Raw genomic sequence first — 19475 nt, 5'->3', positions numbered from 1 at the left:
CTTGTATAGCTTGAACGTATTGTATCACGACGGCAGCAATGTTTGCTATGGCATATCATGCAAAGCGATCTTCGCGCCAAACGTCAATTTGATGGGGCTGGATGATTTCGGTACAATGAAGAATGAGAGAACTCAAGAGGAGAACCTTAATGATGGGCAATCGGGCGAAAACGCGAAAATATCGGCAAACAGACCCGGTCAGCCGGGAGCGGGTGTCGATTGAAGGTGTAACGGAGCTGCTTCGCGAAGCGTCGGCTAAACATCCAGATCGTTCGAGTATCGCATTCGTATGTATCGGGACGGACTGCTCGACTGGAGATTCGTTCGGCCCTTGGGTCGGAACGATGCTTACGGAAGCTGGCTTCCCTCATGTAATCGGCACGCTGGCGCATCCCTGTGATGCGGATCGTTACGAAGCGCTGACTGTTGCGATTCCGAGGGAGCTTGCGATTGTTGCGATAGATGCGAGTCTGGGTAAAAAGGATGAAACACCGAGTTATATGATAGCGCGTGGACCGCTCTATCCCGCTCACGCGGTTGGGAAGCGGCTGGCGCCAATCGGCGATTATAGCATCGGAGGCATTGTTGCGCCGAGCAGTGTGAAGCCGTATTGGGCGATTCAGCACGCGTCATTATATGAAGTGGTGGGAATGGCACGCGCCGTTGCTGATGTTATCGTGCAGGCTTGGCAATTTGAACGCTAATTCCGATATGAGGATGTGTCTATGATGAGTGTAATTTCTTTAGCGAACGGGCAAGTACAATTACCGAATGGGCAGCAGCTGGCCTACTATGATTCTGGTGCTGGGGCACAAGTGAAGCCGAGCATCGTGCTGCTGCATGGCTTCTGCGGCAGCTCTGCGTATTGGGAGGAGATCGTACCGGCGCTTGAGGAGCATGGACGGGTAATTGTTCCGGATCTTCGAGGCCACGGCCGCAGCTCAGCGCCGGATGAGTCGCCATACGCGATGGAGCAGTTTGCGGAGGATCTGCTCGCGCTGCTGAATGAGCTTAACATCGAGCGCATCTGTTTGTTCGGTCATTCGCTTGGCGGCTATATTTCACTCGCATTCGCGCAGCAGTATTCTGAGAAGCTGGCGTCATTAAGTCTTGTTCACTCGACGGCGAAGCCAGACGGCGAGGAAGCGAAGGGCAACCGGGATAAAGCGGCGCAGTCGCTGCTCGAGAACGGCATTCGTTCCTTCGCGGACGGACTTGTACCGAAGCTGTTTGCGCCGGCACACCGCGATTCCATGAAGGCCGAGGTTAAACATATCACTGAAATTGGCTACGAGGCTTCGGCCGCAGCCGCAGCAGCGACTGCATTAGGAATGAAAGCAAGGCCTGATCGCACAGCCGTTCTGGAACAGCTGAACGTTCCGATTCTGCTCGTAGCTGGCTCGGAGGATGCAGTCGTTGCGCCAGCAAATACATTCACGGTTGACGGCCCGCTTGTATCGCAGGTGCTGTTGGAAGGATCCGGTCATATGAGCATGGTGGAGTCTCCTGCGGAGCTGGCTGAAGCGCTGATCGTTTTTATAAACAAGATTTAGCTCCGTGGAGAGGAGATGGCCCTATTGTTTCAAAGGGATTATTTTATGCGCATGATTGAGCAAATGAGCGAAGTGGTCGGGCAAGTGATGGGACTGCGCCAGCAACGCAAGAGCGAGGAAGCGCTTCTCTTCATTGATGAGCAGCTGGACCGCAAATTCCGGATGAACAGCAAAGTGATTCGCCAGCTGTCGGACGCCGATCTGGTGCGGATTATGACGGTGCACGGCGTTGTCGAGACTGCTAATTTGCATGCCATCGCGCTGCTCATCAAGGAAGAATCAGAAATATTGATTGAGCTCGGACGGAAGGATCATGCCTATCTGCTGCAGATGAAATCGTTCCACCTCTTCATGCGCCTCGCGCTGCTGGATGCGCCGGCTATGCTGCGAACGCCCTCCGAGGAAGCGGCGGAAATGGCCGAAAAGCTGGATGTTTATGAACTGCCGGAGGCGACGAAGCTGCTTATGTATGAATGGCAAGAGGGCGATGGTCGTTATGATGAAGCGGAGAACGTGATGTATGAGCTGCTTGAAGACGGCGTCTTCATTCAAGAGGATGCCGTTAATTTCTACCGCAGGCTGCTGCAGCTGCCTGATGAGTCGTTAATGGCTGGCGGATTGTCGCGCGAAGAAGTATTAGAGGGCTTAGAGAAAGTAGAAAATCAGACAGAAGTACACTAGGAGCTGAAATACGCGAGATGGATCGTAAGGAACAATGGCAGCTCGACATAGAAGAGTGGGTGCGCACACGTCAGCTGAGACAGGCAACTTTCAGCCAGCTGCGGCGCAAGGACGGCGATGTGCCTGCCAAAACCATTATTCGCCCGATTGAGCTAAGAGGCGAGCTACACTATCAATTTCAATATTTTATTGGCAATAAAGTAACACATGATAACGTGCCGCATACTGACGCAGCGGACCGTATGATTGCATGGCTGGAGCAGCATTACCGCCAAGCGCTCATCAAGTCGAATGAAGCGGATGTGCAGTTGCTGTTCTCCAAGAAGGGAAAGGCAACTGTACTAACGAAGCCTTCTACGGCGAAGGCTGAACCGGAATCGCTTGACCACAACCGACAGAAGCAGCGTGTCGTTCAAGAGGGAGAAGCGGCACCGTTTCTCGTAGAGCTCGGCATTATGACGAAGGATGGCAAAGTTGCGGCGAAGAAGCAGGATAAGTTCCGTCAAATCAATCGTTTCCTTGAGATGGTGACGGACGTTCTGCCCTACTTGCCGGAAGAACGCGAAATTACGATTGTTGATTTTGGCTGCGGTAAATCATATTTGACGTTTGCACTGTATCACTTGCTTGCGGTGAAGCAACAGCGGCGGATCTCCGTCGTCGGGCTTGATTTGAAAGCGGATGTTATCGCTTTCTGCCAGGAGCTTGCGGATAAGCTCGGCTACGACCGTCTTCGTTTCCAAGTAGGGGATATCGCACAATATAAGGAGCAGTCAGAAGTCGATATGGTTGTGACGTTGCATGCATGCGATACCGCAACGGACGCAGCGCTTGTGAAAGCGGTGGAGTGGGGAGCTTCCGTTATCCTCTCCGTCCCTTGCTGCCAGCATGAGCTGTTCCGTCAAATTGAGAATGAAGCGATGGCGCCATTGCTGTCGCACGGCTTGTTGAAGGAGCGTTTCTCCGCGCTTGCAACCGATGCGATCCGTTCACAGCTGCTGGAAGTGCTCGGCTACCGCACGCAGCTGCTTGAATTTATTGATCCGGAGCATACGCCGAAGAACATGCTGATTCGCGCAGTGCGGACAGCCGGCAGCGGCGGCAGTGCGGAGAAAGCCCGCAAATGGCAGGAATATGTCACATTCCGCGATATGCTGAATATTTCTCCTTATTTGGAGCGTGCGCTTGGATCCCGTTTGCCTGAGCAATGAAGTTATTGTCGAACAAATAATGGGTATGTTAGAATGAAGCTGCAACTATGAAAATTGTCCCGAACCTTTCTACATAGAAAACATTTATTTCATGATTTGGGTGAAGAATATGGGACTGATGACCGGGTTTGATATAAGTTTATTTATATTTTTGTTAGCTACTTTCATCTATGTATTCACATTCAACGTCATTACGACGCAGCATAAAGTTTATTTGTTATTCCACTTCTTCATGATGCTATGGCCGATTGGTCAAGTCGGTGTCCACTCAACAGATAATCCCAACCTCCAGATCATTTACATTAATATTTCCTTTGTCTGTTTATCGATGCTTGGCTTTGGGTGGCTCCTGTTTACTAGATTTTTAGTGTACGCCGCCTATCGGCCAAGCCGTAAATTTGTCCTATTCATGATCTCGCCATCGCTCATCATGTCGGTATTCATCGTATGGAATCCGGCAGGTCTATTTATGCATGCGGTAAATGGGAGCTACACCGAACGGATTTATGGTCCCATTTTTTGGGTGCTGGCAGCGCTCTTAATCTCTTATTACGGAATCTCCGTCCGCATGCTGTTGCAAACTTACCGTTTACGCAAAGCGCAGCAAGAAGATAGAGTAAGCATCGTCAATGCGTTAATTGGCATTGTCATCATCGTATCCTTGGCCTTGCTGGATTTGTTTGTGAATGTAGTGCTTGACCCGTGGCTGCCGGTAATTCCGGGGCTCACGTCGCTTGGCATTGTTTTGTCCAATCTATATTTCTTATTCGCCTTGCAGAAGAATCGTACTCTCGATCTCGTCAAGATTGCGCATCAGGACGTTGTCGACACGCTCTCTGTCGGCATTATCGTACTGGACGAGCATGATCACATCATCGAGATGAACCGGATTATTCGTCCGTACATTCGCACGCATATAGGCGACAAGCTGAATATGGCGAGGTTGCTTGCAAACTATTCACAGGATTCAGCTCGCGAAGAATCGTTCCTGCATGCATACCATCATCAGCCTTCAACCCGGATTCAAACGGAAATTATAATTGAGCAGAACCGGCAACCTGCGAAATGCTTCTCCTTGCATGTCGCTCCGACTATCGTGAGCGGTCGCCGAATCGGCAAAGTTATTACGTTCCAGGATATTACGGAGCTGAAGTCGCTTATTTTGAAGTCGGAGGAGCATAACTCTTCACTGCAGGAGAGGAATCGGGCGCTCATATATATGCAGGATGAGCTGTTTCAGGCAAACCGCAAGCTCGAACAGATGGCGATTACGGACAGCTTGACCGGCTGCTATAACCGTAGATATTTAATGCAGCAGCTTGAACACGAAGTGATGACGAATATGAGATATAAGATACCGTTTGCACTCATTCTTTTTGATATTGATTTCTTCAAACAAGTGAATGATAGCTATGGCCACATTGTTGGTGATGAAGTCATTCGGCGCACGGCGGAAGCGGTTCGCTCTTCATTGCGCCGAACCGATATATTGGCGCGCTATGGCGGCGAAGAGTTTATCCTTTATATGCCGCACACGACGAAGGAGCATGCAGAGATGCTCGCGCAGCGCGTTCGTGAAGTGGTAGAGAATAATCAGGTTCCGGTTGGACGAGGTTATCCTCCTATCTCGGTCACGGTCAGCATGGGTATGATAGCAGTGGAAGAACCTTTCCATCAGCAGTATGAAGACATTAAGGATTATTTAAAAGAATTGTTCTCGAAAATAGATTCGGCGCTGTATCGCGCAAAGGATGACGGTCGAAATCGGGTCGTCAATCTGTAACGATGAGGGGGCAAGCGAATGTCGCATCATGGGCGGAATTCAGCACTGGCAGTTGCACTGGGATTAATAGCCGCTGCCTGCGGTTTGAGTTTATTGGCAAGTCATGCGCATACGCTGCTCCCTGTCCTTATTGGCTTGTGCGCTTTTACGACGGCTGTTGTTTCTTTAGGATGGCTGCTTGGAACGAAGTATGATCGTCTGAAGTTTGAGGCGACAATGGATACAGTGACCGCTTTATACAATCGCAGATTTATTGAGGATAGCTTCAAGACCTTGCTGCGGCAGGCCGCGCGCAAACGGAAGAGAATGACCGTTATGTTACTCGATGTCAATGATTTCAAGGATGTTAACGATCGATTGGGGCATCTGCAAGGCGACACGGCGCTCGCAGCCATTGCGGCTACGCTCAAGCAGTGCGGAGACCGAGGCGAAATTATCGGCCGGTGGGGCGGCGATGAATTTATTATCATTTGCCCTTATGCCGATGAGAAACTTCTGGAAAGACTAATGAAACAAATTCATGAACAGCTTCAAAGCATATCGCTAAGGACTGGTCTTAGACTGTCGGTTTCGGTAGGTCATGCATCGTATCCGGAACACGGCATGGAGCTAAGCCAGCTTACGCAAAGCGCCGATAAACGAATGTATGCCGACAAATATTTGCACAAGAAACAAGCGACAGAACCGGCTGCGTTGCAAGCGTAATATGCTGTAAGCGATAAAAGGCGGGAACAACGATGAGGAAGGTTCATATTAACTCCGTAAAGCCGGGGGAAAAGCTTGCCCGCCCTATTCACCAAGAGAACGGGAACATATTGCTTGGAGCTGGAGTAGAGCTAAGTCAGCGCTTTATTGATCGTTTGGCTGGTCTCGGTATCGATATGCTCTTTATCGATGACCCGCTTACGGAAGGGCTAGAGCCAACACCAGCCATACAGGATGAAACAAGGAAGAAAGCGTCTGACAGCATCTTCAAAACAATGACGTCTTTTATGGATCAGCCTCTCATCAAAGGCAGGGCGATTGCCCCAGACCTTGGACGAAATTTCCGCAAGGTGTTCGGCGACATTATGCAGGACCTGGTGCGCCGTGAAGATGTCATGGTTAGCTTGACGAATATCCACGTTGCCGACAGCTACTTGTTTCAGCACTCACTGAACGTTGCGATATTAGCTGGCATTATGGGACTAGCCAAAGGCTACAATCGTAATCAGCTGGAAGAGCTCGGCATGGGCGCATTGATGTTTGATATCGGGATGACACAAGTGCCCAAAAATATTGTAACGAAGGCTACAGCGCTTACCGACCAAGAACGTATTCTTATCGAAAAACATACCGAAGACGGTTTCAATATGATTCGTGGACATCATGATATTTCACTTCTGTCTGCGCACTGCGCATTGCAGCACCATGAGAGGTACGATGGCTCCGGTTATCCGCGCATGCTGAAAGGCGACGGCATTCATGAATATGCGCAGATTATCGCGATTGCGGACGTGTACGATGCGCTAATCTCGCCAAGGCCGCACCGCAAACGGCATACGCCTTCGGAGGCGATTGAGTTTTTGTTTGCAGCAGGCAATACATACTTCAACATTGATCTGATCAAATTGTTCTGCAAACATATCTCGATCTATCCCGTTGCAACGACTGTATTGCTAAGTACGGGACAAATTGCTGTCGTCGTCAGCAATGATCCGCTTGCCGTGCACCGTCCGATTGTGAGAGTCATTCGGGAAGCGGACGGAAACGCACCTGCCGGGGTCTACGATATAGATCTGAAGAATGAGCAGAATTTGATGATTACGAGAGAGCTATAACGGGATAAAACTTGCTTGTCCTATGTTGAGAGCGTTCTTTCATGTGAAGGGGGAAAACAACTACAATGGCAGGCATAAATGAACGCGCCAAGGACAACTACAGCACGAGCAAGGCAACCTTCTCCACTAAAGCACTGCTTCATAGCCGAACTGTTGTTGAGAAAGACGGGTATGTGTCGACAGGCGTACTCGCTCATGCAGAAGGCGACATGATGGAAATCGAAATGACCGAGTTCAAAAACTTTGAGCTCGGTGATCCTGTAAGCATGACTATCTACTCTCCCGTTGGCATTCATCGGCTGCAGTCGACGGTAATTGCGAAGGCCGAAGGATCGCTAGCCGTTATTTTCCCTGTTCGTGCGCTTGAAGGGCTGGAAGAGAAGCGGGAATCGATTCGTTTTGCCGTTCAAGTGAAGGGGAAGATTACGCGGACGCTTTCCAGAACGTTAAAGACGGAGGAAGGCGAAACTACGGTTGAAGCCGCCGATCATTTAGACATCTCCGTTCGCAATATTAGCGATACCGGTCTTGGCTTTATTCTTACTGCTGGAGGCGCGGATATTAAGAGGGGTGAAACCTTAAAAGTATCGCTGTCCGTCGGGTTCAGCTTCGAATGTGGAATGGAGGTTATTCGGGTCGAGGATCAAGGCGAAGGGAAGTTCTACGGAGCTCGCTTCCAAGCTTTGGATGAGCTGCAACAGCGCGCGCTTCGTGCTTTTCTGCTTCGCGCACAGGTCGAGAATTACTTTCAGCTTAAGCAGGACAAGGCGGCGAGGAGTCGGTAGCTGCTTGGCATCGCTTTAACATTTTCATATCCAGTTCCATCAAGACGCAGGTCGGATGATTGGCATCCGGTGGGTGTCTTTTTTTTGTGTGTTGATGCATTATGCTACAATTGGATGAAAAAGGAAGTTGGATTCGGCTGACAAGAAAAGGAGGGAGCAAGGCTATGCGAAGTGTTGGATTAACAGCTTTAATGGCATTATTTGCTGCCTTCGTCCTGTCGGGCTGTGCTTACGGATATGGGATGTTTTTCGATACGGATTTCTACCGCTGGGAATGGCTTATTATCGTTGGCAGCGCGCTCGCTGTCGTCGCTCATAGGTTGTGGATGCCGAGTGCAGAAAGGAAGCTGCCGGTAGAAAGAATGCTGTCGCCGGTATATGGGCTTTTGATTATCGCACTCTTATACGTGCTGGCGCTGGCACATCATCCCGCATCTGTTCAGAGCAGCCTCGAACAAACGATTCGCTGGTCCGCCTATGCAGCTTTCATGTCGGCAACGACGATCTGGTTCAGCGCTAAACAGTACCGGAGGTATTTAGTTGCGGCTCTGTATACCTCTGGATGGTTTGTTCTTGTTGGTGCATTGGCTGGCTGGACAGGGCTAATTGCATTCCCCAATATCGTGCTGATTACGACAGACCCAAGACTCTCAGCAGTCGGCAGCCGGCTTGCAGGCTTCATGCAATACCCGAACTTTCTAGGTGCGGTTGCCGGTGCTTATTTGCTGTGGTTTCTCATCCAAGCAGCAGGGTCTCGTAAAGCGTTATCACTGGCAGTGGCTTCGGCAGGGGGAGTTCCCGCCGCACTCGTGCTGCTGCTCACGGAGTCTCGCGGAGCTTGCCTCGTAACGGTGATAGGGTGGCTAGCGGGGTGGTGGTTGGTTGGAGGGAAGAGATCGGAGGCAAATGGAACGTCGGGAGGGACGGGAGAGACGGGAGAGACGGGAGAGACAGGAGAGACAGGAGAGACGGCACTGTTGGGAATAGCGCCACCGATGGCAGCACCGAGAAGTATGCCAACAAATGACCGGACGGTTTGGCTGCTGTACAGTGGCTGGATGTTGCTTTGTGCTTTGTTTGGTTATCGGTTAATTGTTGGTATTGGTGCTCGAGGTGAGCGTGCGAGGGCTACGCCTGAGGAGATTGTATGGCTAACTGCGATCTGCGCGGCCGCGGTCGGTGGCTTCGTTGCTTTGCGTTGGCTGCTGGAACATATGAAGGCGAAGCGCTTAAGCGTTGTCTCTTGGAGTGGATTGCTGGCGGGATTAGCGTCATTCGCATTGCTTCTCCCCTCTTTCAATCACGGCCGGTTGACCGGAGGATATGAGACGGCTGGTGCGCGCAGCTTGTTTTATCAGGATGCTTGGATTCTTTTTCGCCGCGCCCCCCTCCTTGGAAGAGGTGGAGAGAGCTGGCGCATGCTGTTCACTCAGGTGCAGTCGCAGCCTTATGTCGGCAATGAGGTGCATAGCGGATATCTGGAGCTCGCCCTTGATCTGGGTCTTATAGGGCTGATCATATGTGCAGTGGTAGGGGTTGTTATCCTGCGGCAGGTCTGGCGTTCGGACCGAGTAGGGCTTGTTCCGATTGGCGTGCTGCTGCTGCATGCAGCGGTCGATTTCGACATGTCGTTCGGCTATTATTGGCTGCTGCTGATCGGTTTTGTGGTTTGTTATATGGGGGAGCGGGGGACGGTAGCGAGTGAGTTGGTGGGGGAGCGCGGACGGAATGTGGTAGCGAGTGGGTTGTTGGGGCAGCGAGATGTGGAAGCGAGTGTGAAGTTAGAGGAGCGCGAGCAGAAGATGGTAGCGAGCGTGAAGTGGCGGCGGCTAGGTTTGCCAGCCGCTGCGGTGTGGCTTGCCGCCGCCGCTGTGCTCGGCGTGCGGTTTGATCGCGCTGTTCAGTACCGAGAGGCCGCCTCTGAGGCCTCCGGTACTGGCCAGTTAGCCGCGCTTCGCCAATCAGCCGCGCTTCGCGCGGCGTTCGATGCGAATCCGTATTGGACACGGATTCGCATCGAACTGGCAGAGCTGGCACCGCCGCCGGAACGGGCGGTGCTGCTAGCGGCCGGGCTGCGGTATGAGCCGCAGTCAGTGCCGCTTCTTTGGGCGCTCGGCCAATTAGCGGCCGAGCGTAGTGATGTGCAAGGCGCAGCGCACTATACGCGCCTTGCACTGCGCTACGACCGCTTCAGTCTGGATCACCAGACTGAAGCGGTCGTGACTATGTCGCAGCTCGCCGCTGGGATGCGAGCTGCCGGGCGCCTCGAGGACGCGAGGCTGGCCGCGGATTCGGCGGTTACCTTCTTCGCGGCGTACGAGGCGCAAGAGCGCCAAGCTCTCGGCGTGAACAGCCGCAAATTCGCTGTCACTTCCGAATCGTTAGAGGCAGCGGAGCAGAGCCGCCAGCTGCTGCTTCAGATCGGTCCCCCAGCGGGCAAGTCTCCACTCGAGGAGCCCGTTATAACAATTACACGATCATTCTCCCCGTAGCTCGCCCAACTATTTTGCGAAAGAACGTCCGGTAGCCAACAGTGGCCATCAGACGTTCTTTTTTTACCGAGTCCACTCCTCACCGCACTGCTCTTTTCCCGCCAGTTCACCACGCCCCAAAAAATAGGCTAATCACCCCCAAGGTTTGTCCACTCTATCAAAGGGGCACTTGCATATCCTGATAGCAAACCCCGAAAGGAGAGTGATAATTTATGGCTACTAAACGCGTAAAACCACTACTGTATAATCCAGCTAGTACGGGTAGAATCATCCGCAAATCGGTTCAAAGTAGTTGTTCTGGCTCCAATGGCTCAAGCTCTGGTCCAACTTTTAACCGTCTAACGGTTGTTTGGGTCAATCAAAATGGCGTTCCGTTCAATACAACCGGCTTCTTCGCTCGTTTATTCCGGAATGGTCAGCTTGTCTCGACAGCTTCCTTTGACAGCTTCGGTGTTGTTCGTTTCAACAACATCGGAACGTTGACGAATGTATCCTACAATATCCGTACGTTCAATGCTAACGGCGTCCAGTTCCGTTCCCGCAACATTCCGGCTGGCGTCCAAACTTATGCCATTATTGGCTAACAGGCAGCTTATCCCTCATTTATGACAACAGCAGCACGGCTCTTTGAGAGGGCTGTGCTGCTGTTCCTTGTTTTCTTGCATCTCCTCATCAATCCTCATCCGCCAAAAGCATCGCGGAACGCTGAGCAAAGCTTCGCCCGATCGACTTCCCACAACTCGGCGATCCCTTCGCTCACATTCTCATCCCACCAGTCAGACAGCAGCTTTCGGTTGCTGGCATTCTCATGAATATAGTGGAGACTGAAAGTGACTTTCTCTAAATAAAGCTTCTCGGCAAGCTCGATTTTCTCTTTCGGAATGTAGACGCCGAGTCTTTTGATGGTGCGATAGAGTTCATTTTGGCACGCGCGTCTTACTTTGCGGGCACTCGGATAGGCCGAGTCATGCTTCGGGGCAGCGGATTTCATCAATCACCGACTCCTCTCTAACCCTATATATGCGTCCCGAAACGGACTGGTCACAAGACCCGCACACTAGTCACCAAAGAGAAGCGCCACGTACCCCACATCCGCGAAAATTAGTCGTATCCCAACAAAGAAGAGTACCACGTACCCTACATAAGCAAAAAACAGCCGTTTTCCAGCAAAGAAGACTACTCCGTACCCCACATCCGAGAAAAACAGCCATTTTTCACCAAAGAGGAGCACCTCGTACCCTACTTTCATGAAAATCAGCCGTAATCCACCAAAGAAGAGTACCATGAACCCTACATAAGCTAAAAACAACCGTTTTCCAGCAAAGATGGGTACTCCGTACCTCCACAACAGCGCAAAACAGCCGTACTCACCAAAGAGAAGCACCAAGTACCCACATCCACAACTGAGAGAGCGCATATGGAACTCTCAGAGCTAAGTCCAGTTGGTTTGGGCAGTTTACTGCCGAGAGGATTTGGATGCCGAGAGAACGAAATGATCTCTCGGCAACCGCCCAGTGAATCCTCGTTGCGAAACCTGTCCAATTTCCTACCGTATAATTCGATTGGTTCTTCGTTCTCGCTCTACCGCCCGGCATTGGTTCCATCATTCTCGCCCATCCGCCAGCAATGGTTCCGCAGCTCTCGCACTACCGCCCGGCATTGGTTCCATCGTTCTCGTACTTCCGCTTTGCAATGGTTCCGCAGCTCTCGCACTACCGCGCAGCAGTGGTTGGCCGCGTCCGCGCCTTCGAAAATTACTGCACCACAATATACCCAATCATCGGCCCGCCGTTGGCTAGTGATGTATGCGTGAGGCAGAGGATAGGGTATGTCCCTTTTTGCTCCGCGGTGAAGTGCACGGTCGTCGTTTGGCCCTTGTTGATCTCCCCTTTTACCCCCAACTCATGGATGACAAAAGGATGCGATTTCCCGTTTACCCCCGTAATCCGCAGCTCCACATGCTCGCCCTTGTTCACGACGATCGTCCCAGGATCGAAGCGATACACTTCGAGCTCTTTGCCGTCATCGGTCTTCGTCTTGAACTCGCCCGTTACGAGCTGGATGACGCGCATCTCTTGCTGGGCAGCAAGCGTAGCCCGAGATTGATTCCACCGCAGCCCAAAAGCGGCCGTAATCATGACCATCACCACGAGGAAAAACAGCCACAGCTGTTTTCTGCTAATGACAAAAATATTTGACATATCCGCCCACCTGCTTTCACAGAATATGATAGCTAGTCTATGCATAGGTTTAGGCAGCGATGACTTTGCTTTAAAGCGGGTTTGCAAGTGTGCTAGAATACCGTAAGAAGCCATTACAAATTATAGGTAGGATTGGAGATGGGGTACCTGAGCTTATTTCATGAAATCGTAGACAAGCTGCTGCACTGGATTGAGGGACTTGGCTATTTCGGCATCATGATCGGTCTAATGATTGAAGTCATTCCGAGCGAAATCGTGCTTGGCTATGCCGGTTACTTAGTATCCGCTCATAAAATTACATACTGGGGAGCAGTATTGTTCGGTATAGTCGGCGCGGTGGCGCAGCAATGGATTCTGTACGGCATTGGCCGCTTCGCAGGCCGCCCGTTCTTCGAGAAATACGGCAAGTTTATCAAAATCAAACCGAAGCATCTCGACATCGCGGAGCAGTGGTTCCTCCGTTATGGTACAGGCATCGTGTTCACTGCACGTTTCGTGCCGATCATGCGTCAAGTTATTTCGATTCCGGCGGGGATGGCAAGAATGTCGTTCGGGCTGTTCACGCTGCTAACGACTCTCGCGTCGATTCCTTGGGTTCTGCTCTTTGTTTACTTGGGCAAAAAAGCAGGAGATAGCTGGCAGGATATCGATAAAACAGCAGCGCCTTACGTGCAGCCTGCGATTCTAATCGCAATTGCCGTTCTAGTCATTTATGTGCTCTACAAAGTGATGAAGCGCAAGGGCAAAACAATTTAATGGGGCATTTGTACAGAGGGTGAAGCGTTTGATACAATTGGATATTATAAGCAATCTATCTAATAGAGAAGAGGCGAATAACGATGGCGAAGAATGTAGCAAGCAAACTCAGCAAAGGCATTAGCCCGCAGCAATTTGTAGATACAATGCAGAAGAATAAAGAGGCTTTCCAAGATTGGGGCAACCGTTTCGAGTGGGCAAAGGAAGACGACCGTGAGTTTTTCGAGTCGATTGCTAACCGTGACGACCTTCGCTGTTTGATTCTTATGGCAGAATGGTGCGGCGATGTTGTTCGCAACGTGCCTGTCGTGTTCAAAGCGCTTGAACTGACACAGATGCCGGTCGATGTTCTCATTATGGAAGAGCATCTGGATACGATGGATGAGTTTCTGACGATGGGCGGCCGTGCTGTACCAATCGTTATTATTGCTGATACAGGCGGTCACGTGCTTGGTCAATGGGGCCCGCGTCCTGCACATGTGCAAGAAGTAATGACGGCATTCAAGCAGGCGAATCCGGACCGTGAAGCAGCGGATTACCAAGAGAAGATTGGCATTGCCCGTCAAGAAATGGGCCGCCGCTATGGTGAAGGTACGGCGTATCAGCAAGTGATTCTCGAAGAGCTGCGCCAGCTGCTCGCTTCTGTCTAACATGTTCAAGATTGAAACATTCACGCTCGGCCCTTTGCAAACAAACTGCTACCTTCTCACCGAGGAAACGGGCAAGCGTGCTTTTATTATCGATCCAGGTATGGGACCGAAACGTCTCATCGAGCGGATCAAGGAACGCGGCTTGACGATTGAGGCGATCGTGCTGACGCATGCGCATTTTGACCATATGGCTGGTGTTGACGATGTTCGTCGCGCGTTCGGCTGTCCTGTGTATCTGCATGATGCAGAAGCGGACTGGCTGAAGGATGCGCGCAAGAACGGCTCTGCTCGCTGGGAGGATGTTACGCCTCCGCTCACGACTGAGCCTGCTGAATATGCGTTATCCGAAGGTCAGCAATTGGAGCTGATCGGTCATACGTTCCGCGTCATGCATACGCCGGGTCATTCCCCGGGCAGCGTAAGCTTGCTATGTGGCGAGCATCTGCTCAGTGGAGACGTCCTGTTCCGTCAATCGGTCGGACGCTCCGACCTGCCGGGAGGCAAGGAACGCGACTTGTACGATTCAATTCGCACGAAGCTCTATAAGCTCGATCCTGCCGTTCGTGTCTATCCTGGACATGGCCCGCAGACGACAATTGGTTTTGAAATGGCAAACAATCCTTTTGTGCCGGCTTAATTAGCCGGCTTTATCTATTCCATGAGCTAATGGAGGAATCATAAGCGTGGCAGAAACGAAGACGAAACTAAAGGATGAAGAGCTCGAAGGCGGCTCCGCATCACGGATCGAACTGAGTCCTGAGGAGCAAGCAGCCGAGCAGGAACGCATATTGAAGCGGGTATCTGCAGAACTGAGCTTGCCATATAGCAAAGTGAAATCGGCGGCATCGCTGCTTGACGAAGGCAATACGATTCCGTTCATTGCCCGTTACCGGAAGGAAATGACCGGTGAGCTAGACGAGAACGAGCTGCGCAGCATCGAGGAGAAGCTGCAATATATGCGCAATCTCGAAAACCGCAAGCGTGAGGTTATGCGCATCATTGATGAGCAGGGCAAGCTGACGGAAGAGCTGCGCCAATCGATTATCGCGTCGGTGAAGCTGCAGGAGATCGAGGATTTGTACCGCCCATACCGCCAGAAGCGGAAGACTCGCGCAAGCGTCGCGAAGGAACGCGGATTGGAGCCGCTCGCCCAGTGGCTGCTGTCGCAACCGCGCATCGCTGACCCGGCGACGGAGGCGGCACGTTACATAGATGCCGAGAAAGGCGTAACGACGGCAGATGAAGCGCTGCAAGGCGCGATGGATATTATTGCGGAGCAGCTCGCAGACGATGCGAAGATTCGTGCATGGGTGCGCCGCTATACGTTTGATCAAGGACTCGTTCGGACCGAGGCGAAGGATGCATCGCAGGAGTCGGTGTACGAGATGTATTACGCGTACCAAGAGCCGCTGAAGAAGCTGCCTCCGCATCGTACGCTTGCGATTAACCGCGGCGAGCGGGAGGAAGTGCTGCGTGTGTCGCTCGACATTGCAGTCGAGAAGATCCATGATTACATGGATCGCAGCTTGATCCGTCCGGGCACGGCACCGTCGATTAAGTCGCTGCTGCTCCAGACGATCGAGGATGCGTATAAACGGCTCATCGCACCTTCCATAGAGCGCGAAGTTCGCGGAGAGCTGACGGAGAAAGCGGAGGAGCACGCAATCGGCATTTTCTCGGTGAATTTGCGCAACCTGCTGCTGCAGCCGCCTGTTCGCGGTAACGTCGTGCTTGGTGTAGACCCGGCGTTCCGTACAGGCTGTAAGCTGGCTGTTATTGACGAGACAGGCAAACTGCTTGAGGTTGCTGTCTCCTACCCAACGGCGCCAAACAACAAAGTAGCGGAAGCAGAGAAGCTCATTAACGGCCTCATTGATCGTTACAAAGTTGAGCTGATTGTCATCGGCAATGGCACTGCGTCGCGAGAGACGGAGCAGTTCATCGCTGAGCTGATTAAGGGACGCAAATCAAGAGGAGCGCAAGGCGCTGGCGAGTTGAAATATATTATTGTCAACGAAGCGGGAGCAAGCGTGTACTCGGCGTCGAAGCTTGCTGCCGAGGAGTTCCCGAAGCTCGACGTTGCAGAGCGCAGCGCCGTGTCTATCGCACGCCGCTTGCAGGATCCGCTTGCCGAGCTTGTGAAGATCGAGCCGAAGGCCATCGGCGTCGGCCAATATCAGCATGATGTTAGCCAGAAGCGGCTTGAAGAGTCGCTGGGAGGCGTCGTCGAATCGGCCGTTAACCATGTCGGTGTCGACGTTAATACGGCTTCACCGTCATTGCTCTCGTACGTGGCAGGCATTAACGCGACGACGGCGAAGAACATCGTGAAATACCGTGAAGAAAACGGCAAATTCAGCGACCGCAAGACGCTTTCGAAGGTTCCGCGTCTCGGCGCAAAGACGTACGAGCAGTGTATCGGCTTCATCCGCATCCCAGAGAGCAATAATCCGCTCGATCGGACTCCGATTCACCCTGAATCGTATGCTGTTGTCGACAAGCTGTGCAGCCTAATCGGCGTCAAGTTGACAGCGCTTGGTACTGATTCTTTCCGTTCCGCGCTGGAAACGATCCAAACGGAGCAGATCGCCTCACAGCTCGGCGTTGGCGTACCGACGCTGCGCGATATTATCGACAGCTTGCTTCGCCCGGGCAGAGACCCGCGTGAGGAGCTGCCAGCGCCGATTTTCCACACGGACGTGCTGAGCATCGAGGATTTGACGCCGGGCATGGAGCTGCACGGAACGGTGCGCAATGTAATTGACTTCGGAGCCTTCGTCGATATCGGCATTAAGAACGACGGGCTTGTCCATATTTCGCAGCTGAGCAACAGATTCGTGAAGCATCCGATGGATGTCGTATCCGTCGGCGATACAGTAACCGTCTGGGTGCTGAGCGTTGATGAGAAGAAGGGGCGCGTCAGCCTCACGATGCGCAAGCCGGAATAACTGCAGGCATGCATATATAAAAAGGGTGTTATCTTCGAGCAGTCACTTGTAAAGCTAAGTCACTGCAAAGAGATAGCACCCTTTTTTAATTATAAACTTGCGGAATCATCATCAGGACGTCCGCTAGTACGATAGAAGTACCAGCAGTCGTTCAAGAGACGAATTTGCCGGCGATCCTTCTTTAAGAAAGCACGCATCAGTTGGTTGCAGAGCCATTGCGGCATAGCTTCGCCCTCCTTCCAGCTATCACTCGTTGTAATAACTAGCTTATGAGAGCGGGCGAATGTCCGTGCAGGTCCCATTTACAAAAACATGCATTTCTCGCGAAATTACATGTCGAGTTCTTCCTCGTACCATTGCTCCAGCTGCGCTTGCAGCGCACGGATTTCCGTGAGGAGCGAGATGAGCGGGTAGGATTTCTCTTCGACGGAGGAGAAGTCTTTCTCGAGCTCGTTCATGTAATCGAGGCCGGAATGAACGGAAATCGACTTGTCGTGCAGTTCAACGTCCGCGCACTCTGCGATTGCATAAGGCAGCACAGGCACATGAACAGCTGTCAGCTTGTCGATCTCTTTATGAAGGCGCAGATTAAGCGCACTTAGTTGATAGGCGTGCGAGGCTGGCATTTCGACGAAGGAGACGTCTTGTCCGTTCTTCATTACGATATAACGCATTGCTGGCATATTGATTTTCCCCCTATATTCTACTTGATGACTTGACCGATGAATACCTCTTGACAGTGTAGCGTATTCGTCCTTTAAAATTCAAGTATACGCGGTAACTTTAATCAAGGAGAATTATTCGATGCAGGATCATCAGTTACAGGAATGGATAGAGCGGGTTTCGCTGCAGTACTTCGGCATTCCTTTTCGTCACAAAGCTTCGTTTAATGCGAGGCTGAAGTCGACGGGGGGCCGTTATTTCACAAAGTCGCATAATATCGAGATTAGTCCGCACCAGCTTCGCAATTATGGGGAAGAGGAAACGGAGAAAATCATCAAGCATGAGCTTTGTCATTATCATTTACATATTTTGAAACGGGGATACCAGCACCGGGATGCGGACTTCAAGCAGCTGCTCGCCAAAGTCGGCGGAACCCGCTATTGCAAATCGCTTCCGCCAGGGGAGAAACGCAAGACGGAGCCGTATCGATTTAAGCTTGTGTGCCGCAGCTGCGGCATGGAATACTTGCGCAAACGGAAGGCCGATCCGAGGCGATATGCGTGCGGAAGATGCCGCGGACAATTATTGCTTTATATGCTTGACTTCAAATCTCAGACGTGATAAATTATTTCTTGTCACTCAAACAATATTCCCTGATAGCTCAGTTGGTAGAGCACTCGACTGTTAATCGAGTTGTCACAGGTTCGAGTCCTGTTCGGGGAGCCAATTCTTTGGGGAAGTACCCAAGTGGCTCAAGGGGACCCTCTGCTAAGGGGTTAGACTGCGCAAGTGGTGCGAGGGTTCGAATCCCTCCTTCTCCGCCATTTTTATTAAGTGGCATTAAGTAAAGCAATGATTCTTCAATCTTGACTAGGTGCGAGATTGCAAGAGCAACTCGGCCCGTTGGTCAAGTGGTTAAGACACCTCCCTTTCACGGAGGTAACAGGGGTTCGAGTCCCCTACGGGTCACCAATTTAATAACTTGATATGGAATTACGACATATCACTCCGCGGTCGTGGTGGAACGGCAGACACACCATCTTGAGGGGGTGGCGCCTTATGGGCGTGAGGGTTCAAATCCCTCCGACCGCATCCCAAGAAAAACCCTTGTATATCAAGGGTTTTTCGCCTTTTCAGGCTTTTTTTATTTTGCAGATCGATTCTTTGCTAAGAGAAGCGGTCTGTTTTTTCTGCAACTTCCGGCTTGCAGGGTATAATAAGATAAATGATAAACAGAACGGTGGAGAGATAATTTGAGGGATATTGTTAATCATTACTGTGTGAAGATATTCGGTGTATCAGGAGTTATTAAGGAAATCGGCGTTGTGAAGAAAGTTGCCAGTCGTACGATTCATGTGGATTGGGGCACGAAAGTATGGATTTATCAAAACAAGGATTTTCGCTGGATTCCGATGTCTAAGGAAGAGCTTGAAGCTAAGTACAGAAAACATAAATTTACTGAAGAAGCGCTTAAACGGGCGTTAGCATTAGGCATAGAAGTGAACGATTAAAAAACATAAAAAAAGGACTTGCATTTTGATTCCCAGCGGGATATAATAATTTTCGTTGCTTCGGACAATATGTCGAAACAAGTCGAATTTAGGCCCGTTGGTCAAGTGGTTAAGACACCTCCCTTTCACGGAGGTAACAGGGGTTCGAGTCCCCTACGGGTCACCATTTGCGAGTCATTAGCTCAGTTGGTAGAGCACCTGACTTTTAATCAGGGTGTCGTAGGTTCGAATCCTACATGACTCACTTTTATTTTCTTGATATGGACAATCACATATCACTTCGCGGTCGTGGTGGAACGGCAGACACACCATCTTGAGGGGGTGGCGCCTTATGGGCGTGAGGGTTCAAATCCCTCCGACCGCATTCCGAGAAAAGCCTTGTTGTATAAGGCTTTTTTCTTTTTTAATCTAATGAAAGCCG

Annotated in this window: 21 protein-coding genes and 7 tRNA genes; 23 read left to right on the top strand and 5 right to left on the bottom strand. The window is 51.3% G+C overall.

Annotation, left to right across the window (positions count from 1 at the left end; translation table 11 throughout):
- The first annotated feature begins 149 nt into the window (after positions 1 to 149).
- From yyaC to AC0LWF_RS06635, 10 genes are all read left to right on the top strand, one after another.
- Positions 150 to 704 (top strand): spore protease YyaC, encoded by a 555-nt coding sequence (gene yyaC / locus AC0LWF_RS06680; RefSeq protein ID WP_474650769.1) that lies wholly within the window; start codon positions 150 to 152, stop codon positions 702 to 704.
- A 21-nt stretch (positions 705 to 725) separates the two neighbouring features.
- Positions 726 to 1553 (top strand): alpha/beta fold hydrolase, encoded by an 828-nt coding sequence (locus AC0LWF_RS06675; RefSeq protein ID WP_474650768.1) that lies wholly within the window; start codon positions 726 to 728, stop codon positions 1551 to 1553.
- A 24-nt stretch (positions 1554 to 1577) separates the two neighbouring features.
- A complete protein-coding gene (locus tag AC0LWF_RS06670) occupies positions 1578 to 2234 on the top strand; it encodes a DUF6483 family protein (protein ID WP_474650767.1) in 657 nt (218 codons plus the stop codon).
- A 17-nt stretch (positions 2235 to 2251) separates the two neighbouring features.
- On the top strand, positions 2252 to 3445 hold the full coding sequence (locus tag AC0LWF_RS06665) for a class I SAM-dependent methyltransferase (RefSeq protein WP_474650766.1): 1194 nt from the start codon (positions 2252 to 2254) through the stop codon (positions 3443 to 3445).
- Positions 3446 to 3536: 91 nt separating this feature from the next.
- Positions 3537 to 5228 (top strand): histidine kinase N-terminal 7TM domain-containing diguanylate cyclase, encoded by a 1692-nt coding sequence (locus tag AC0LWF_RS06660; protein WP_474650765.1) that lies wholly within the window; start codon positions 3537 to 3539, stop codon positions 5226 to 5228.
- An 18-nt stretch (positions 5229 to 5246) separates the two neighbouring features.
- Positions 5247 to 5933 carry a GGDEF domain-containing protein gene (locus AC0LWF_RS06655; protein ID WP_474650764.1) on the top strand — a complete coding sequence of 229 codons (687 nt, stop codon included), beginning with the start codon at positions 5247 to 5249 and terminating at the stop codon, positions 5931 to 5933.
- 32 nt (positions 5934 to 5965) lie between these two features.
- Positions 5966 to 7048, top strand: coding sequence for an HD-GYP domain-containing protein (locus tag AC0LWF_RS06650; protein WP_474650763.1), 1083 nt, complete (start codon positions 5966 to 5968; stop codon positions 7046 to 7048).
- Positions 7049 to 7113: 65 nt separating this feature from the next.
- Positions 7114 to 7833: a PilZ domain-containing protein gene (locus AC0LWF_RS06645; protein ID WP_474650762.1), complete on the top strand. Its 720-nt coding sequence runs from the start codon at positions 7114 to 7116 to the stop codon at positions 7831 to 7833.
- 164 nt (positions 7834 to 7997) lie between these two features.
- On the top strand, positions 7998 to 10325 hold the full coding sequence (locus AC0LWF_RS06640) for an O-antigen ligase family protein (RefSeq protein WP_474650761.1): 2328 nt from the start codon (positions 7998 to 8000) through the stop codon (positions 10323 to 10325).
- 212 nt (positions 10326 to 10537) lie between these two features.
- Positions 10538 to 10909 carry a hypothetical protein gene (locus AC0LWF_RS06635; RefSeq protein ID WP_474650760.1) on the top strand — a complete coding sequence of 124 codons (372 nt, stop codon included), beginning with the start codon at positions 10538 to 10540 and terminating at the stop codon, positions 10907 to 10909.
- Between the two features lie 95 nt (positions 10910 to 11004).
- On the opposite strand, the gene AC0LWF_RS06630 is transcribed toward AC0LWF_RS06635, so the two are convergent.
- The 3 genes from AC0LWF_RS06630 to AC0LWF_RS06620 form a co-directional block, all read right to left on the bottom strand.
- Positions 11005 to 11316, bottom strand: coding sequence for a dehydrogenase (locus AC0LWF_RS06630; RefSeq protein ID WP_474650759.1), 312 nt, complete (start codon positions 11314 to 11316; stop codon positions 11005 to 11007).
- 66 nt (positions 11317 to 11382) lie between these two features.
- Positions 11383 to 11712 (bottom strand): hypothetical protein, encoded by a 330-nt coding sequence (locus AC0LWF_RS06625; RefSeq protein WP_474650758.1) that lies wholly within the window; start codon positions 11710 to 11712, stop codon positions 11383 to 11385.
- Positions 11713 to 12079: 367 nt separating this feature from the next.
- On the bottom strand, positions 12080 to 12526 hold the full coding sequence (locus AC0LWF_RS06620; protein ID WP_474650757.1) for a cupredoxin domain-containing protein: 447 nt from the start codon (positions 12524 to 12526) through the stop codon (positions 12080 to 12082).
- 147 nt (positions 12527 to 12673) lie between these two features.
- Here AC0LWF_RS06620 and uptA point away from each other — a divergent pair, with 147 nt between their 5' ends.
- The 4 genes from uptA to AC0LWF_RS06600 all read left to right on the top strand — a co-directional run bounded on the left by uptA (position 12674) and on the right by AC0LWF_RS06600 (position 16880).
- Complete coding sequence (gene uptA, locus AC0LWF_RS06615) at positions 12674 to 13282, top strand: undecaprenyl phosphate transporter UptA (RefSeq protein WP_474651212.1); 609 nt, start codon at positions 12674 to 12676, stop codon at positions 13280 to 13282.
- A gap of 83 nt (positions 13283 to 13365) precedes the next feature.
- Positions 13366 to 13932: a thioredoxin family protein gene (locus AC0LWF_RS06610; RefSeq protein WP_474650756.1), complete on the top strand. Its 567-nt coding sequence runs from the start codon at positions 13366 to 13368 to the stop codon at positions 13930 to 13932.
- A 1-nt stretch (position 13933) separates the two neighbouring features.
- Entirely contained in the window at positions 13934 to 14569 is a 636-nt protein-coding gene (locus AC0LWF_RS06605) for an MBL fold metallo-hydrolase (RefSeq protein WP_474650755.1), read from the top strand.
- Between the two features lie 106 nt (positions 14570 to 14675).
- Positions 14676 to 16880 carry a Tex family protein gene (locus tag AC0LWF_RS06600; RefSeq protein ID WP_474651211.1) on the top strand — a complete coding sequence of 735 codons (2205 nt, stop codon included), beginning with the start codon at positions 14676 to 14678 and terminating at the stop codon, positions 16878 to 16880.
- Between the two features lie 89 nt (positions 16881 to 16969).
- Here AC0LWF_RS06600 and cmpA read toward each other — a convergent pair whose 3' ends face one another.
- Together cmpA and AC0LWF_RS06590 are read right to left on the bottom strand one after the other, a co-directional pair.
- On the bottom strand, positions 16970 to 17104 hold the full coding sequence (gene cmpA, locus AC0LWF_RS06595; protein WP_090578159.1) for a cortex morphogenetic protein CmpA: 135 nt from the start codon (positions 17102 to 17104) through the stop codon (positions 16970 to 16972).
- A 105-nt stretch (positions 17105 to 17209) separates the two neighbouring features.
- On the bottom strand, positions 17210 to 17563 hold the full coding sequence (locus AC0LWF_RS06590) for a hydrolase/acyltransferase (protein WP_474650754.1): 354 nt from the start codon (positions 17561 to 17563) through the stop codon (positions 17210 to 17212).
- Positions 17564 to 17684: 121 nt separating this feature from the next.
- On the opposite strand from AC0LWF_RS06590, the gene AC0LWF_RS06585 reads away from it, so the two are divergent.
- The 9 genes from AC0LWF_RS06585 to AC0LWF_RS06545 all read left to right on the top strand — a co-directional run bounded on the left by AC0LWF_RS06585 (position 17685) and on the right by AC0LWF_RS06545 (position 19418).
- Positions 17685 to 18164: a SprT family protein gene (locus AC0LWF_RS06585; protein WP_474650753.1), complete on the top strand. Its 480-nt coding sequence runs from the start codon at positions 17685 to 17687 to the stop codon at positions 18162 to 18164.
- A gap of 29 nt (positions 18165 to 18193) precedes the next feature.
- Positions 18194 to 18269 (top strand) — tRNA-Asn (locus AC0LWF_RS06580).
- 7 nt (positions 18270 to 18276) lie between these two features.
- Positions 18277 to 18367: transfer RNA gene (locus AC0LWF_RS06575), tRNA-Ser, on the top strand.
- 73 nt (positions 18368 to 18440) lie between these two features.
- Positions 18441 to 18515 (top strand) — tRNA-Glu (locus AC0LWF_RS06570).
- A gap of 38 nt (positions 18516 to 18553) precedes the next feature.
- A tRNA-Leu gene (locus tag AC0LWF_RS06565) sits at positions 18554 to 18635 on the top strand.
- Positions 18636 to 18796: 161 nt separating this feature from the next.
- Complete coding sequence (locus AC0LWF_RS06560) at positions 18797 to 19054, top strand: hypothetical protein (protein WP_474650752.1); 258 nt, start codon at positions 18797 to 18799, stop codon at positions 19052 to 19054.
- A gap of 91 nt (positions 19055 to 19145) precedes the next feature.
- Positions 19146 to 19220: transfer RNA gene (locus tag AC0LWF_RS06555), tRNA-Glu, on the top strand.
- Positions 19221 to 19225: 5 nt separating this feature from the next.
- A tRNA-Lys gene (locus tag AC0LWF_RS06550) sits at positions 19226 to 19298 on the top strand.
- A gap of 38 nt (positions 19299 to 19336) precedes the next feature.
- Positions 19337 to 19418: transfer RNA gene (locus tag AC0LWF_RS06545), tRNA-Leu, on the top strand.
- Positions 19419 to 19475: the final 57 nt, after the last annotated feature.

Source organism: Paenibacillus sp. sgz302114 (assembly GCF_056120345.1).
This window is presented reverse-complemented; position numbering and strand designations above follow the sequence as displayed.